Annotated in this window: 13 protein-coding genes and 1 tRNA gene; 2 read left to right on the plus strand and 12 right to left on the minus strand. The window is 71.2% G+C overall.

From position 1 onward, the window contains the following. Positions 1 to 79 precede the first annotated feature (79 nt). The 12 genes from rfbD to GNZ18_RS25820 form a co-directional block, all read right to left on the minus strand. Positions 80 to 985, minus strand: a complete 906-nt coding sequence (gene rfbD, locus GNZ18_RS25765; protein WP_308166516.1) for a dTDP-4-dehydrorhamnose reductase — start codon at positions 983 to 985, stop codon at positions 80 to 82. Beyond that, positions 982 to 1,971, minus strand: coding sequence for a dTDP-glucose 4,6-dehydratase (rfbB, locus tag GNZ18_RS25770; RefSeq protein ID WP_156219094.1), 990 nt, complete (start codon positions 1,969 to 1,971; stop codon positions 982 to 984). Before rfbB ends, rfbD begins: the two co-directional genes overlap by 4 nt. Next, entirely contained in the window at positions 1,968 to 3,035 is a 1,068-nt protein-coding gene (locus tag GNZ18_RS25775; RefSeq protein ID WP_214620915.1) for a glucose-1-phosphate thymidylyltransferase, read from the minus strand. Before GNZ18_RS25775 ends, rfbB begins: the two co-directional genes overlap by 4 nt. Before the next feature lie 233 nt (positions 3,036 to 3,268). Then, the gene (locus GNZ18_RS25780; protein ID WP_156219184.1) at positions 3,269 to 4,531 is read right to left on the minus strand and encodes a sulfate adenylyltransferase subunit 1; all 1,263 of its coding nucleotides are present in this window, start codon (positions 4,529 to 4,531) and stop codon (positions 3,269 to 3,271) included. An 11-nt stretch (positions 4,532 to 4,542) separates the two neighbouring features. Further along, positions 4,543 to 5,457 (minus strand): sulfate adenylyltransferase subunit CysD, encoded by a 915-nt coding sequence (gene cysD / locus GNZ18_RS25785; protein WP_156219095.1) that lies wholly within the window; start codon positions 5,455 to 5,457, stop codon positions 4,543 to 4,545. 161 nt (positions 5,458 to 5,618) lie between these two features. Further along, positions 5,619 to 6,548: an inositol monophosphatase family protein gene (locus GNZ18_RS25790; protein ID WP_156219096.1), complete on the minus strand. Its 930-nt coding sequence runs from the start codon at positions 6,546 to 6,548 to the stop codon at positions 5,619 to 5,621. Positions 6,549 to 6,691: 143 nt separating this feature from the next. Further along, positions 6,692 to 8,167 carry a sugar transferase gene (locus GNZ18_RS25795; protein ID WP_156219097.1) on the minus strand — a complete coding sequence of 492 codons (1,476 nt, stop codon included), beginning with the start codon at positions 8,165 to 8,167 and terminating at the stop codon, positions 6,692 to 6,694. Between the two features lie 169 nt (positions 8,168 to 8,336). After that, on the minus strand, positions 8,337 to 8,906 hold the full coding sequence (gene pth / locus GNZ18_RS25800; protein WP_242894867.1) for an aminoacyl-tRNA hydrolase: 570 nt from the start codon (positions 8,904 to 8,906) through the stop codon (positions 8,337 to 8,339). 63 nt (positions 8,907 to 8,969) lie between these two features. Continuing rightward, positions 8,970 to 9,587, minus strand: coding sequence for a 50S ribosomal protein L25/general stress protein Ctc (locus tag GNZ18_RS25805; RefSeq protein ID WP_214620842.1), 618 nt, complete (start codon positions 9,585 to 9,587; stop codon positions 8,970 to 8,972). 544 nt (positions 9,588 to 10,131) lie between these two features. Then, positions 10,132 to 11,112: a ribose-phosphate diphosphokinase gene (locus tag GNZ18_RS25810; protein WP_214620841.1), complete on the minus strand. Its 981-nt coding sequence runs from the start codon at positions 11,110 to 11,112 to the stop codon at positions 10,132 to 10,134. A 117-nt stretch (positions 11,113 to 11,229) separates the two neighbouring features. Further along, positions 11,230 to 12,666 (minus strand): bifunctional UDP-N-acetylglucosamine diphosphorylase/glucosamine-1-phosphate N-acetyltransferase GlmU, encoded by a 1,437-nt coding sequence (glmU, locus tag GNZ18_RS25815; RefSeq protein WP_214620840.1) that lies wholly within the window; start codon positions 12,664 to 12,666, stop codon positions 11,230 to 11,232. 167 nt (positions 12,667 to 12,833) lie between these two features. Beyond that, positions 12,834 to 12,905: transfer RNA gene (locus tag GNZ18_RS25820), tRNA-Gln, on the minus strand. A 396-nt stretch (positions 12,906 to 13,301) separates the two neighbouring features. Here GNZ18_RS25820 and GNZ18_RS25825 point away from each other — a divergent pair. Then, positions 13,302 to 14,255: an acyl-CoA desaturase gene (locus tag GNZ18_RS25825; protein WP_156219099.1), complete on the plus strand. Its 954-nt coding sequence runs from the start codon at positions 13,302 to 13,304 to the stop codon at positions 14,253 to 14,255. 53 nt (positions 14,256 to 14,308) lie between these two features. Next, positions 14,309 to 15,052: a TetR/AcrR family transcriptional regulator gene (locus tag GNZ18_RS25830; protein ID WP_156219100.1), complete on the plus strand. Its 744-nt coding sequence runs from the start codon at positions 14,309 to 14,311 to the stop codon at positions 15,050 to 15,052. Positions 15,053 to 15,108 lie beyond the last annotated feature (56 nt).

Raw genomic sequence — 15,108 nt, forward strand, 5'->3', positions numbered from 1 at the left:
CGCCCGGGCGGTGGCCGTAGCGGTCACGCGAGCCCCACCGGGAAGATCGCGAAGCGATGCCGCGCCCGCCGAGGCGCGGTCAGGGGGGCGAGCCGCCGGGCGGGTTCCCCTGGGCCGGGACTTCGGTCACCGCAGCGGCGCGCAGGGACGGCCAGGCGGCGTGCAGGGCCTCGCGCCAGCCGCGCATCGGCTCCAGGCCCGCCTCCGCCCACCGCGCGTGCCCGAGGACGCTGAACGCCGGCCGCGCCGCGGGGCGGACGAACCGGTCGCTCGTCGTCGGCCGCACCCGGCCCGGGTCGAGGCCGAGCAGCGTGAACACCTCGCGCGCCAGGCCGTACCAGGTCGTCCGCCCGGCGCTCGTGCCGTGGTAGACCCCGGGGGGCGCCTCGCCCGAGGCGGCGCGGGCGGCGAGGGCCGCGACCCGGTCGGCGAGGTCGCCGGTCCAGGTCGGCTGGCCCGTCTGGTCGTCGACGACGTCCACGGTCTCCCGCTCGGCGGCCAGCCGCACCATCGCCTGGACGAAGTTCGGCCCGTGCGCGCCGTAGAGCCACGCCGTCCGCACCACGTACCCGCGCTCGTAGGCGAGGACGGCCCGCTCCCCGGCCAGCTTCGTCCGCCCGTAGGCGTTGACGGGGTCGGTCGGATGGTCCTCGGGGTAGGGCTCGGCGCCCGCGCCGTCGAAGACGTAGTCGGTCGACAGCTGGACGAGACGCGCGCCGATCTCCGCGCAGCCCTCGGCGAGCGCGGCGACCGCCGTGCCGTTGACGGCGAGCGCCTCGTCCTCGCGGGTCTCGGCGTCGTCGACGGCCGTCCACGCGGCGCAGTTCAGCACGACGCCGGGGCGGTGCAGCCGCAGCGCGTCCCGCACCGCCGAGGCGTCGGTGAGGTCCAGCTCACCGCGCTTCGGCGCGACGGCGTCGCCGGGCAGGCGGGCGAGCAGGTCGGTGCCGAGCATGCCCCCGGCGCCGGTGACGAGCCAGGTCACCGGGCGTCCTCGGCGCGCTTGCGCAGCGGCTCCCACCAGTCGCGGCTCTTCTCGTACCAGGCGACGGTCGCCGCCAGCCCCTCCTCGAACGGCACCTGGGGAGCGTAGCCGAGGGCGCGGAGGCGGGCGTCCGACAGCGAGTAGCGGCGGTCGTGGCCCTTGCGGTCCTCGACGCGCTCGACGCGCTCCCAGCCGGCGCCGAACGCGTCCAGGAGGCGCTGGGTCAGCTCCAGGTTCGTCAGCTCCGCCGTCCCGGCGATGTGGTACACCTCACCGGGCTCGCCGTGCTCGGCGGCGACCTGGATGCCCCGGCAGTGGTCGGCGACGTGGATCCAGTCGCGGACGTTGCCCCCGTCCCCGTAGAGCGGCACCGTCCGGCCGTCCATCAGGTTGGTGACGAACAGCGGGATGACCTTCTCCGGGTACTGGTAGGGCCCGTAGTTGTTGCCGCAGCGCGTCACGCACACCGGCAGCCCGTGCGTCCGGGCGTAGGCGCGGGCGATCATGTCGCCGCCCGCCTTGGCCGCCGAGTACGGCGAGTTCGGCGCGAGCGGGGCGGTCTCGTCCCAGGAGCCCACCTCGACGCTGCCGTACACCTCGTCGGTGGAGACCTGGACGATCCGGGGCGTCCCCGCGTCCAGGCACGCCTGCATCAGCGTCTGCACGCCGAGGACGTTCGTGCGGACGAACTCGCCCGCGCTCGCGATCGACCGGTCGACATGCGACTCCGCCGCGAAGTTCAGGACGACGTCGTGCCCCGGCACGATGTCGGCGAGCAGTCCCGCGTCGCAGACGTCGCCGTGCACGAACGTGTACCCGCCCTCGACGGGCTCCAGGTTCCGCAGGTTGCCCGCGTAGGTGAGCTTGTCCAGGACGGTCACCTCCGCCCCCGCCCACGCCGGATACGCGCCGCCGACGAGCTCCCGCACGTAGTTCGATCCGATGAACCCGGCGCCGCCGGTCACCAGCACCCGCGGCGCGCTCATTTGCTGATCTGCACTTTGCTGTGGTCTCCCAGGACGAGACGGTGGGCCTTCGGGACGCGGGGGGCGGGCGTGACCTCGGCCTCGCGGCCGATCAGCGAGCACTCGACGCGGCCGACGCCGTCGATGGACGCGCCGCGCAGCACGATGGAGTACTCGATCTCGCTGTCCAGCACCGCGCAGTCGCGGTCGATCGAGGTGAACGGGCCGAGGTAGGAGTCGCGGACGAGCGACCCGGCGCCGACGATCACCGGGCCGACGATCCGGGAGCCGGTGACGCGGGCGCCCTCCTCGACCACGACCCGGCCGATCAGCTCGCTGGCCTCGTCGACCTCGCCGCGCACGGCGGGCTCGACGCTCTCCAGCACGAGCCGGTTGACCTCCAGCATGTCGGTGACGTTGCCGGTGTCCTTCCAGTAGCCGGTGATCACCGTGGACTCGACCCGGTGGCCCTTGTCGATCAGCCACTGGATCGCGTCGGTGATCTCCAGCTCGCCCCGGCCGGACGGGCTCAGCCCCGCGACGGCCTCGTGCACGGCCGGGCCGAACAGGTACACCCCGACCAGCGCCAGGTCGCTCTTGGGGAACTCGGGCTTCTCCTCCAGCGCCACGACCCGCCCGTCGCCGTCGAGCTCGGCGACGCCGAACGCGCGCGGGTCCGACACGTGGGTGAGCATGATCTGCGCCTGCGGGCGCTCCGCCCGGAACCGCTCCACCAGCCCGTCGATGCCGCCGACGACGAAGTTGTCGCCCAGGTACATGACGAAGTCGTCCTCGCCGAGGTACTCGCGGGCGATGAGGACGGCGTGGGCCAGCCCGCGCGGCGCGTCCTGGACGAGGTAGGTCACCTCCAGGCCGAACCGCGAGCCGTCGCCGACCGCGCGGCGGATCTCGGCGGCGGTGTCGCCGACGACGATGCCGACCTCGCGGATGCCCGCGTCGCGGATCGCCTCCAGCCCGTAGAACAGCACCGGCTTGTTCGCCACCGGGACGAGCTGCTTGGCGGAGGTGTGGGTGATCGGCCGCAGCCGGGACCCGGCGCCGCCCGCCAGCACGAGCGCCTTCACGCGGCGGCCGGGACGCGCGGGCCCGGGGAGCACGCGCGCGGCGTGCGGTGCCCCGGGGGGACGGGCAGGTTCAAGGGGACTCCAACGATGCCGGAAACCGGAGGGGAATGACTCCCGACATTACCGGCACAACCCAGGTGCGAAGGCGAGGCGACCGGCCCTGGCCGCGCGCGACCGGCCCTGGCCGCACAGGTGAACGGCCGGGCCGGTTCCCGCGTCCCGCTACCGTCCCGCTACCGGGTGCTGGTGATCATGCCGGCCGCCACGGTGTTGTTGGTGGCCTCGTCGATCAGGATGAACCCGCCGGTCAGCCGGTTGCGGCCGTAGTCGTCGACGAACAGCGGCTGGGTGACCCGCAGCGAGATCCGGCCGATCTCGTTCAGCCCCAGCTCGGTCGCCTCGTCGTCGCGGTGCAGGGTGTTGACGTCCAGCCGGTAGTGCAGGTCCTTGACCATCGCCTTCGCGGTGCGGGTGGTGTGCTTGATCATCAGCTTCATCCGCGGCGACATCGCCCGGTTCGGCGTCATCCAGCACACCATCGCGTCGAGGTCCTGCGCGGCCTCCGGGCGGTTGTTCGGCCGGGCGATCATGTCGCCCCGGGAGATGTCGATGTCGTCGGCCAGCCGCAGCGTGACCGACATCGGCGCGTACGCCTCCTCCACCGGGCCGTGCGGGCCGTCGATGTGGGTGATCGTCGTGGTCAGCCCGGAGGGCAGGTGCACGACCTCGTCGCCCGGCTTCAGCACCCCGCCCGCGACCTGCCCCGCGTAGCCCCGGTAGTCGTGCAGCTCGGGGTCGGTCGAGGCGTGCGGGCGGATCACGTACTGCACCGGGAACCGGACGTCGATCAGGTTGCGGTCCGAGGCGATGTGGACGTGCTCCAGGTGGTGCAGCAGCGACGACCCCTCGTACCAGGGCATGTTCACGCTGCGCTCGACGACGTTGTCGCCGTGCAGCGCCGAGATCGGCACGAACGTCAGGTCGGTCACCTCCAGCTTGGAGGCGAACGCGGTGAACTCCCCGACGATCCGCTCGTAGGTGTCCCGGTCGTAGTCGACCAGGTCCATCTTGTTGACCGCCACCACCAGGTGCGGGACCTGGAGCAGCGTGGTCAGGAACGCGTGCCGGCGGGACTGCTCCAGGATGCCCTTGCGCGCGTCCACCAGGATGATCGCGAGATCGGCCGTGGACGCGCCGGTCACCATGTTGCGCGTGTACTGGATGTGCCCGGGGGTGTCGGCGATGATGAACTTGCGGCGCGGCGTCGCGAAGTAGCGGTAGGCCACGTCGATCGTGATGCCCTGCTCCCGCTCGGCCCGCAGGCCGTCGGTCAGCAGCGCCAGGTTCGTGTACTCCTCGCCCCGGTCGGCGCTCGTGCGCTCGACCGACTCCAGCTGGTCCTCGAAGATCGACTTCGAGTCGTAGAGCAGCCGTCCGATCAGCGTGGACTTGCCGTCGTCGACGCTGCCGGCGGTCGCGAACCGCAGGATGTCCATCTGCGCGGCCATCAGAAGTAGCCTTCCTTCTTGCGGTCCTCCATGGCGGCCTCGCTGGCCCGGTCGTCGGCGCGGGTCTGCCCCCGCTCGGTGATCCGCGTCGCCGCGATCTCCTCGATGACCTGCTCCAGCGTCACCGCCGCCGACTTCACCGCCCCCGTGCAGGACGCGTCGCCGACCGTCCGGTACCGGACGGTCGCCTCGAAGGCCGGCTCGTCCTCGCCCCGGTTCGCGTACGGCAGGTCGGCCAGCAGCATCCCGTCCCGCTCGAACACCGGCCGGTTGTGCGCGAAGTAGATCGGCGGCAGCTCCAGCTCCTCCCGCCGCACGTAGTCCCAGATGTCCAGCTCGGTCCAGTTGGACAGGGGGAACACCCGGACGTGCTCGCCGCGCCGGATCCGCGTGTTGAACAGGTTCCACAGCTCGGGACGCTGGTTCTTCGGGTCCCACTGGCCGAACTCGTCCCGGAACGAGACGACCCGCTCCTTGGCGCGGGCCTTCTCCTCGTCCCGCCGGGCCCCGCCGAACGCCGCGTCGAACTCGTGCGCCTCGATCGCGTCCAGCAGCGTCACGGTCTGCAAGCGGTTGCGGGACGCGCGGCGCCCCCGCTCCTCCACGACCCGTCCCGAGTCGATCGACTCCTGGACGGAGGCGACCACCAGACGGACGCCGATCTCCGCGACCCGCCGGTCGCGGAACTCGATCACCTCGGGGAAGTTGTGGCCGGTGTCCACGTGCATCACCGGGAACGGGATCGGCGCGGGCCAGAACGCCTTCTGGGCCAGGCGCAGCATCACGATGCTGTCCTTGCCGCCCGAGAACAGCAGCACGGGCCGCTCGAACTCGGCCGCCACCTCCCGGAAGATGTGCATGGCCTCGGCTTCGAGGACGTCTAGCTGAGACAGCAGATAGTCACAACGCTGCATGGTCTGGAGCTCTCTTCACAATGGTCTGGCAGAAGCGCCGGTGGCATGGGACTGGCGGGGATGCCCACCCACCGTTTCGAACGTCGGCCCGCCGGGATTTCGTCCCGGCGGGTCAGAACGGGGTCAGCGCCTTGGGTCAGCGCCGTCGATCGGACCCGCGGTCAGCCGTCCCTGATGCCGGTCAGCAGCGTCGACGCCGACACCGGGTGACAGACAAGGATATCCGGCAGCCGGGGGTCCTCCCGGTTGTAGGCGAGCGGCGACCCGTCCACGCGGGACGCGTGCGCGCCCGCCGCGAGCGCCACCGCCGCCGGGGCCGCCGAGTCCCACTCGTACTGGCCGCCGGCGTGCACGTAGGCGTCGACCTCGCCGAGCAGCACCGCGGAGATCTTCGCCCCCGCCGAGCCGATCGGCACCAGTTCCACGTCCAGGTCGATCTTCGCGGCGAGGCGCTCGACGAACTCGGGGGGCCGGGTGCGGCTGACGGCGATGCGGAGCTTCCCGGCGTCCGGCGCGGGCGCGTGCAGCGGCACCTCGCGCGGCTGGTCGCGCCCGCCGGCGCGGCCCGTCGCGGGGTCGGGCCCCACCGGCTCGTCCCGCACCAGCAGCGCCCCGCCCGCCGCGGCCGTCCGCAGCGTCAGGCCCTGCGCCGGGAGCGCCACCGCCCCCGCGGCCAGCCGGCCGGCGCCGCCGGAGCCGCGCTCCCACAGCGCCACGTGCACGGCCCAGTCGCGGCGGCCCTCCTCGGAGAACTCGCGGGTGCCGTCCAGCGGGTCGATGATCCAGACCCGCTCGGCGGTGAGCCGCTCGGCGGTGGCGGTGTTGCGCGTCGGGGCCTGGTCGTCTCCCCGCGCCCGCTTGCCGGCGACGGAGGAACGGCCTTCTTCGGAGAGGACGGCGTCGCCGGGACAGCGCTCGCGCAGCGCCGCCATGAGGTGCTCGTGCGCCCGTAGGTCGCCGGTGTCCTTCAGGGCCCGCGCGTCGGCGAACCCCACCTCGTCCCGCACGCCCAGCAGCACACGCCCCGCCGCCGCGGCCAACTCGGCGGCCAGGGCGTGGTCGTCCGCCGCGGGGGCGTCTCCGTCCGTCATCCCTCGATCACGTTCCTGTCTCGGAAGATACGTCCGACCCACGATCTCATGGATACCCGATCCCGGCTTGTGCCAGGGTGCCAGGATGCCCGAGGACGCTTACCGATCCCAGACGTCTGTGATAGGTGATTCAGACCGCGGGGTCAGTACGCGCCGGAGCCCCGGAACACCGCCGACCACGTCTTCCACATGATCTGCAGGTCGAGCGCCAGCGACCAGTTGTCCACGTAGCGCAGGTCGAGCCGGACCGACTCCTCCCAGGTCAGGTCCGAGCGGCCGCTCACCTGCCACAGGCCCGTGAGACCCGGCTTCACCACCAGCCTGCGGTAGACGTCGCCGCCGTACTGGGCGACCTCCTCCGGCAGCGGCGGACGCGGCCCCACCAGCGACATGTCGCCCCGCAGCACGTTGATGAGCTGCGGCAGCTCGTCCAGGGAGTAGCGGCGCAGCCACCGCCCGACCCGGGTGATCCGCGGGTCCTGCCGGATCTTGAACAGCACGCCGTCGTTCTCGTTGCGCTCCATCAGCGCGCCCTTGCGCGACTCCGCGTCCTGCACCATCGTGCGGAACTTCAGCACGGTGAACTCGCGGCCGCCGCGCCCGACCCGCACCTGCCGGAACATCACCGGGCCCGCGCTCGTCGTCTTGATCAGGAACGCGACGACCAGCAGCAGCGGGCTCATCAGCACCAGGCCGCCGAGCGCCGCCGTCCGGTCGAACAGGCCCTTGAGGATCTTGCGGCCGCCGTCCAGCTCCGGGTGCTCCACGTGCAGCAGCGGCAGCCCCGACACCGGGCGGATCGAGATGCGCGGGCCCGTCACGTCCATCAGCGCGGGCGCCACCACCAACTCGACGTCGTCGCGCTCGATCTGCCACGCCAGCCGCCGCAGCGCCACCCCGTCCATCTCCGGGCACGCCAGCACCGCGACCGAGTCGGCGCCGATCCGCTCGGCGACCGCCGCCGCCTGCCCGAAGTGGCCGAGCACCGGCACGCCCTCGACCTCGCCGACCGCGTCGTCGCCCGACACCAGCGGCGCCGGCAGGCACACCGCCGCGATGCTCATCCCGTGGTAGCGCTTCTGCTTCAGCAGGCGGATCAGGTCGGCCACCGACGTGCGGTGCCCCACCGCCACCACCCGCCGCATACACTCGCCGTTCCAGCGCTTGCGGTGCAGCCACTTGCGCAGCCGGTACCGGGCCACGAGGTCCAGGAACGTGCCGAGCGGCATCGCCATCACCACGTAGCCGCGCGCGACCTCGGTCTTCGTCGCGTAGGCGAGGATCGCGAGCGTCGCGGTGAAGATGAACCCCGCCCGCAGCACCCGGTGGAACTCCTCGTACCCGACGCCGATGTAGCGCGGCTGGTAGGCCCGGCACAGCATCAGGATCGGCACCCACAGGACCGGCAGCGCCACCGTCAGCGCCACGTACGGCGCCGTCGGGTCGCTCGGCACACCGGGGAAGCGGAGCGCGAACGCGATCACACCCGCCGCGAACATGCTGAGGAAGTCGAGCGCGCCCGCGAACCGGCGGTACCGCACCCCCCAGTTCTGCGCCGGGGGACGTCGTTGATCACGGCTCACCGGTGACTCGGCCTCGACCTTGTCAACGATGGCCATACGCCCTCACCGTCCCCTGTAACGCCCGCCCCGGAATGCCCGGCTCACCTCGAAGACGGGCGAGGGGCGCTCCAGGTTCACAAACATCACGATGCTCATCCGTGATGAATCTTACGAGGCCATTACCGTTGTCGCGCTCCCGCGGCCGACATAGGACGAAACCGACCTGTCACCCCGCGTGATAGGTGTTCTGTGCCGCGCCGAGCCCCTCGCGCAGGAGCGCCTCCACCGCGTCCGCCGCCCGGTCGACCTCCAGCGCCAGCTCCTTGCGCTCGGCCGCCGAGAAGTCCTTCAGCACGAACGCCGCCGCGTCCATCCGCCCCGGCGGGCGCCCCACCCCGAAGCGGACCCGCAGGTACTCCTTGTCCCCCAGCGACCTGGTCACCGAGCGCAGCCCGTTGTGACCGTTGTCACCACCGCCCCGCTTCAGCCGCAGCGCCCCGTAGGGGACGTCCAGCTCGTCGTGGACGACCACCAGCCGCTCCACCGGCACCTTGTAGAAATCCCGCAGCGCCTTCACCGGGCCGCCGGACTCGTTCATGTACGTCCGCGGCTTCGCCAGCACCACCCGCTCACCCGCCAGCCGCCCCTCCAGCACGTCCGACCGCGCCTTGTGCGACTTGAACCTGCCGCCGGCCCGCTCCGCCAGCACGTCCGCCACCATGAACCCGGCGTTGTGCCGGTTGCCCGCGTACGACGGGCCCGGATTGCCCAGGCCCACCACCAGCCAGACGTCCACCACGCCTCCTTCACCGCGAAGGCCCCCGCAGGTATACCTGCGGGGGCCTGCACACGTTCAGCCCTACTCGGCGGCGGGCTCCGCGCCCTCGGCGCCCTCGCCCGCGGCCTCCTCGCTCTCCTCGGCGGCCGGCTCGGTCGACACCGTCGCGTCCACGATCTGGACGATCAGCGTCTCCTCGTCCGCCGCGAGGTCGGTGCCCTGCGGCAGCTTCAGGTCCTTCGCGAGCACCTGCGAGTCGATGTCCAGGCCCGTGATGTCCAGGCTCACCGACTCCGGAATGTGCGTCGCCTCCGCCTCCACCGAGATCTGCACCTCGGTCTGGACGAGGCGGCCGCCCGCGACCACGTCGCCGACCACGTTCACCGGCAGGTCCACGACGACCTTCTCACCGCGCTTCACCAGCAGCAGGTCGACGTGCTCCAGGAACCCCTTGATCGGGTCGCGCTGCACGTCCTTCGGCAGCGCCAGCTCCGACCCGTCCCCGAGCCCCTCGATCGTCAGCAGCACGTTCGGCGTCTTCAGCGCGAGCATCAGCTCGTGCCCCGGGAGGGAGATGTGCTGCGGGTCGGTGCCGTGACCATAGAGGACGGCGGGCACCTTGCCGGCCCGGCGGGTGCGCCGCGCGGCACCCTTGCCGAACTCGGTGCGCGGTTCGGCGGCGATGCGTACCTCGGACACGGCGAAAACTCCTCGTTTGTTGCGATCCACGGCCGTCCGTCATGGACGTCCGCTACGGACAGAGCGAATCAGGCGATGCTCGACGCGTCAGGCGCCTCGAAGATTCTTTGCGTTCCCCAGGGAGTGCGACTCCAGACAGGCACCGCACTGAACGACCCGGGGCATACGCGGATTGCACAAGTCTAGCAGTATCTATTGGAGTGTCCTTGGCGTCGGGCGCAGAGCGCCCTCCTTCGGCGGACACTCCGGGCGATCGCTGGCATCGCTTCGTCTCGCCTGGCGGCTCGCTTCGCGATCAAGTTCTCGCAGGCTCGAACTTGCCTTCGGACGCGATCGCAACCGTCCCTTGCCGCGGGCCGGGCCCCGCGCTGGTCGCCCTCTGCGCGTTCGTTCGGGCTGGTCTCTTCACGCGACGCAACGACCTCAGGCGGCTGCTCAGACGTCGGCTGCCTCGCCGCCAGGCGCGTTCGGAGCGATGCGGCGATCGCCGCGGGGCCCGCCGAAGGAGGGAGCGGCAGCGACCGGCGCCAAGGGCGCCGCAAGGTTAACTATGGCCGCCGAAGAGGCTTGTTACCGATCCGTCGCTGAAGACCTCGTTGATGGCCCTGGCCACCAGGGGGGCTATGGACAGGACGGTGAGCTTGTCGAACTGCTTGTCCTCGGGGATGGGGAGGGTGTTGGTCAAGACGACCTCGGAGACCCTGGAGTTCTTCAGGCGGTCCACCGCGGGGCCCGACAGGACGCCGTGGGTGGCGGCCACCACCACCTTGGTCGCGCCGTGGTCGAAGAGGGCGTCGGCGGCCTTCACGATGGTGCCACCGGTGTCGATCATGTCGTCGACGACCACGCAGGTGCGGCCCTTGACCTCGCCGACGACGTCGAAGACCTTGACCTCGTTCGCCACGTCCGGGTCGCGCTTCTTGTGGATGATCGCCATCGGGACGCCGCCGAGGCGGTCCGACCAGCGCTCGGTGACGCGGACGCGGCCCGCGTCGGGGGCCACGACCGTGACCTTCGAGGTGTCCAGGCGGCGCTCGAAGTGCTGGGCCAGCAGGTCCAGGGCGAACAGGTGGTCCACCGGGCCGTCGAAGAAGCCCTGGATCTGCGCGGTGTGCAGGTCCACGGTGATCAGGCGGTCGGCGCCCGCGGTCTTGAACAGGTCGGCCATCAGGCGGGCCGAGATCGGCTCGCGGCCGCGGTGCTTCTTGTCCTGGCGGGCGTAGCCGAAGAACGGGGCGACGACCGTGATCCGCTTGGCGGACGCGCGCTTCAGCGCGTCCACCATGATCAGCTGCTCCATGATCCACTGGTTGATCGGAGCGGTGTGGCTCTGGATCACGAAGGCGTCGGAGCCGCGCACCGACTCCAGGAACCGGACGAACGTCTCACCGTTGGCGAAGTCGTACGCGGATGTCGGTGTGAGGTCGACCTGGAGGTTGTCGGCTACTTCCTTGGCCAGGTCCGGGTGGGCTCGGCCGGTGAAGAGCATCAGCTTCTTCTGACCGCTCGCTTTTATCCCACTCACCTCTGACAACTCCCCTTGCTCGAACTGTTTTCCTACGTGGGTTGTTGTCCCCACTCGCCGTGTGTCACACGGACTGCCTTGTTGTTCGGGGGAACGTCGTTGTCCCGCCTGCCGGGCCTACTCGCCCGCGTCCTCCGTGGCCCGGCGGGCCGCCTCGGCCGACGGGGTGCCGGCGCGGCGGCGCTCGACCCAGCCCTCGACGTTGCGCTGCGGGGCCCGCGCGACCGCCATCGCCCCCGGCGGGACGTCCTGGACGATCACCGAGCCGGCCGCCGTGTAGGCGCCGTCCCCGACCGTCACCGGCGCGACGAACATGTTGTCGCTGCCCGTCCGGACGTGGGAGCCGATCACGCTGCGGTGCTTGTCGACGCCGTCGTAGTTCACGAACACCGAGCCGGCGCCGATGTTGGAGTGCTCGCCGATCTCGGCGTCACCGACATAGGTCAGGTGCGGGACCTTCGAGCCCTCGCCGATGTCGGCGTTCTTGGTCTCGACGTAGGTGCCCGCCTTCGCCCCGCGGCCCAGCCTCGTGCCGGGGCGCAGGTAGGCGTAGGGGCCCACGGACGCCTCGGGGCCGATCTCGGCGCTGACGCAGACCGCGTTGGCGACGGTGGCGCCCGCGCCCACCCGGGTGTCGGTCAGCGTGCAGTTCGGACCCACCCGGGCGCCCTCGCCCAGGTGCGTCTCGCCGTGCAGCTGGGTGCCCGGGAGGATCTCGGCGTCCGGCTCGGCGGTCACGCCCGCGTCGATCCAGGTGGTCGCCGGGTCGACGATCGTGACCCCGGCGCGCATGTGCGCCTCCAGGATCCGGTCGTTGAGCTGGCGGCGCGCCTGGGCGAGCTGCACCTTGTCGTTGACGCCCTGGGTCTCGACCCAGTCGGCGGCGAGGTGGGCGCCCGCGCGGTGGCCGTCGGCGCGCATGATCTCGACGACGTCGGTGAGGTACTCCTCGCCCTTGGCGTTGTCGGTGGTCACGCGCTTGAGCGCGGCCTCCAGCAGCGACCCGTCGAAGGCGTACATGCCGACGTTGATCTCGTTGATCGCCCGCTCGGCCTCGCTCGCGTCCTTGTGCTCGACGATCGCGGCCACGCTGCCGTCGGCCGCCCGCACGATCCGGCCGTACCCGGTCGGGTCGGGGAACTCGGTGGTGAGGATCGTCGCCGCGTTCCCCTCGTCCTCGTGGGACCGGACGAGCGCCGCGAGCGTCTCCCCGCGCAGCAGCGGGTGGTCGCCGTTGGTGACCACCACGGTGCCCTCCAGCGCGCCGGTCTGCTCCAGCGCCATCCGCACGGCGTGCCCGGTGCCGGACCGCACCTCCTGGACGGCGGTCTCGGCGTCCGGCGCGTGCTCGGCGAGGTGCTCGGCGACCTGCTCCCGTCTGTGCCCCACGACGACGACGAGCCGCCCGGGTTCCAGCTCGCGGGCGGCGGCCAGCACGTGGCCGAGCATGCTGCGCCCGCACAGCTCATGGAGCACCTTCGAGGTGCGGGACTTCATTCGGGTGCCCTCGCCGGCGGCGAGGACGATGACGGCTGCCGGGCGGCTGGCGCTCACTGGGGAGGCTCCTCGGCGTCGCGGACAGGTTCCTTGGTCGGGCTGTCTACCTGCTGCGACGGCCTCGGACAGGCCACAGCGCACCCGACACGGGGAAGGATACCGCCCGCCACCCCCGCCGCGTCCGCCCGCACCCGGCGACCCGCTGATCGCGACGTTGCGGACAGCTCCGGCGCAAGGACTCGAACCTTGTCTAAGGGCACCAAAAACCCTTGTGCTGCCAATTACACCACGCCGGACCAAAGCGGACAGTTCGGACATGAGCCGACCGTCCGGGCGCCCCAACGATACCGAGCCTCGGGGGGTGGGCCCAGTCTATTGTCCCGCGCCCGCCGCCTCCGGTGTCGTGCGACCGACATGTCGATGTCTGTCCGGATCGGTTTAGGTCGGCCGGATGCGAGCACTCCGTCCTCGTGCCGACGCGTGAACCTTTGCCGCGGGTCGTGCGTTCGTGCTGGGTGAGGGGCATGTCACGTCCCTCCGGCGGGGTCCGTCGGACCGATGGGCCGCAAGAGTGTTATGTGGCCTGTGGGGGAGATTCCCACTGTTTTTACCGTTTGCCCCTGCACAACTTACGAACCCGTAGGTTACGGTGGCGTAGGTAGGACAGCCCAGACACAGGAAGCGGTGACTCTATGACCACGGCCCCGGCCCTCGACCCTCCCCGGCCGCAGCGCCGACCCGAACTCGACCCGGACCGGCAGGGCAACGCGGAGCGGCTGCTCGTCGCCGTGTTCACCGGTGTGCCGTTCCTGGCGCTCTTCGCGGCCGTCCCGCTCGCCTGGGGCAGGTTCCTCGGCTGGACGGACATCGCGATCATGGCGGTGTTCTACGTGCTGTCGGCGGCGGGGATCACGGTCGGCTACCACCGCTTCTTCACCCACGGGTCGTTCAAGGCGCGGCGGCCGCTGAAGATCTTCATGGCGCTGGCGGGGGGCCTCGCGATCGAGGGGCCGGTCATCACGTGGGTCGCCGACCACCGGCGCCACCACAAGCACTCCGACAAGGACTTCGACCCGCACTCGCCGTGGCGGTTCGGCAACGACTGGAAGGCGCTCGGCAAGGGGCTCGTGTGGGCGCACTACGGGTGGCTGTTCGACGGGAACCGCACGTCCAAGCCGCGCTACGCCAAGGACCTGCTGAACGACCGCGACATGGTCCGCATCCACCAGTTGTTCCCCGCGCTCGTCGCGTTGTCGTTCTTCCTGCCCGCCGCGCTCGGCGGGCTGCTCACGATGTCCTGGACGGGATTCCTCACCGCGCTGTTCTGGGCCGGATTCGTGCGGATCACGCTCGTCCACCACGTGACGTGGTCGATCAACTCGATCTGCCACACGTTCGGCAAGGAGCACTTCGAGGTGCGCGACAGGTCCCGCAACGTGTGGTGGCTCGCCATCCCGTCGCTGGGCGAGTCGTGGCACAACCTGCACCACTCCGACCCGACCTGCGCGCGCCACGGCGTCCTGCGGGGGCAGATCGACATCAGCGCGCGGATCATCTGGGCGTTCGAGCGGGCGGGGTGGGCCTATGACGTCCGCTGGCCGAACGCGGAGCGGCTCGCCGCCAAACGCACCGAGCAGGCTCGTTGACCGCCACAATTGAGCCCGTGACGGAACCCGCTCCCAGACCCCGCAGAAAGCGGATGACAGGCAAGGAACGCCGCGAGCAGCTCCTCGACATCGGGCGGACGCTGTTCGCCGAACGCGGTCTGGACGGCACCTCGGTGGAGGAGATCGCCTCCGCCGCCGGGGTCTCCAAGCCGGTGGTGTACGAGCACTTCGGCGGCAAGGAGGGACTGTACGCGGTCGTCGTCGACCGGGAGTTCGAGAAACTGCTGAGGCTGATCACCGAGTCGCTGAATTCGGCGACCCACTACCGCGGCAAACTGGAGAAGGCCGCGCTGGCGCTGCTGGAGTACATCGAGGGGAATCCGGACGGGTTCCGCATCCTCGTGCGCGACTCGCACGGCGGCACCGGGACCGGCAGCTACGCCAGCCTCCTCAGCGAGATCGCCGGTGAGGTCGAGTACATCCTCGCCCAGGAGTTCGACCGGCACGACTACGACGACAAGTTCGCGCCGCTGTACGCGCAGAGCCTCGTGGGAATGGTCGCGATGACCGGCCAGTGGTGGCTGGACGTGCGCAAGCCGCGCCGCGAGGAGGTCGCCGCCCACATCGTGAACCTCGCGTGGAACGGGATCTCGGGCCTGGAGCCGCGGCCCTCGCTCGATCCGAGGCAGCGCCGCAAGGAGATGGAGCGCCAGGAGAAGCGCGCCGAGAAGGCGGCGGCGAAGGCGGAGAAGGCCGAGGAGAAGGCCGCCGCGAAGGCCGAGAAGGCCCAGCGCAAGGTCCGGGGCGAGGGCGACGCCGAGCCCCAGGAAGGCTGAGCGGGACCGATTCCCCGTGAAACCGCCGGCCGTCCGGAGTTCGCCCGGACGGCCGG

Origin of the sequence: Actinomadura litoris (assembly GCF_009733595.1) — a bacterium.
In the GTDB taxonomy this organism is placed as follows: domain Bacteria; phylum Actinomycetota; class Actinomycetes; order Streptosporangiales; family Streptosporangiaceae; genus Spirillospora; species Spirillospora litoris.

Bases quoted from the DNA above. Each gene is read 5' to 3' on its own strand.
- rfbB (WP_156219094.1), bottom strand. From the start codon at position 1,971: ATGAGCGCGCCGCGGGTGCTGGTGACCGGCGGCGCCGGGTTCATCGGA.
- GNZ18_RS25780 (WP_156219184.1), bottom strand. From the start codon at position 4,531: ATGGACATCCTGCGGTTCGCGACCGCCGGCAGCGTCGACGACGGCAAG.
- cysD (WP_156219095.1), bottom strand. From the start codon at position 5,457: ATGCAGCGTTGTGACTATCTGCTGTCTCAGCTAGACGTCCTCGAAGCC.
- GNZ18_RS25790 (WP_156219096.1), bottom strand. From the start codon at position 6,548: ATGACGGACGGAGACGCCCCCGCGGCGGACGACCACGCCCTGGCCGCC.
- GNZ18_RS25795 (WP_156219097.1), bottom strand. From the start codon at position 8,167: ATGGCCATCGTTGACAAGGTCGAGGCCGAGTCACCGGTGAGCCGTGAT.
- GNZ18_RS25825 (WP_156219099.1), top strand. From the start codon at position 13,302: ATGACCACGGCCCCGGCCCTCGACCCTCCCCGGCCGCAGCGCCGACCC.
- GNZ18_RS25830 (WP_156219100.1), top strand. From the start codon at position 14,309: ATGACAGGCAAGGAACGCCGCGAGCAGCTCCTCGACATCGGGCGGACG.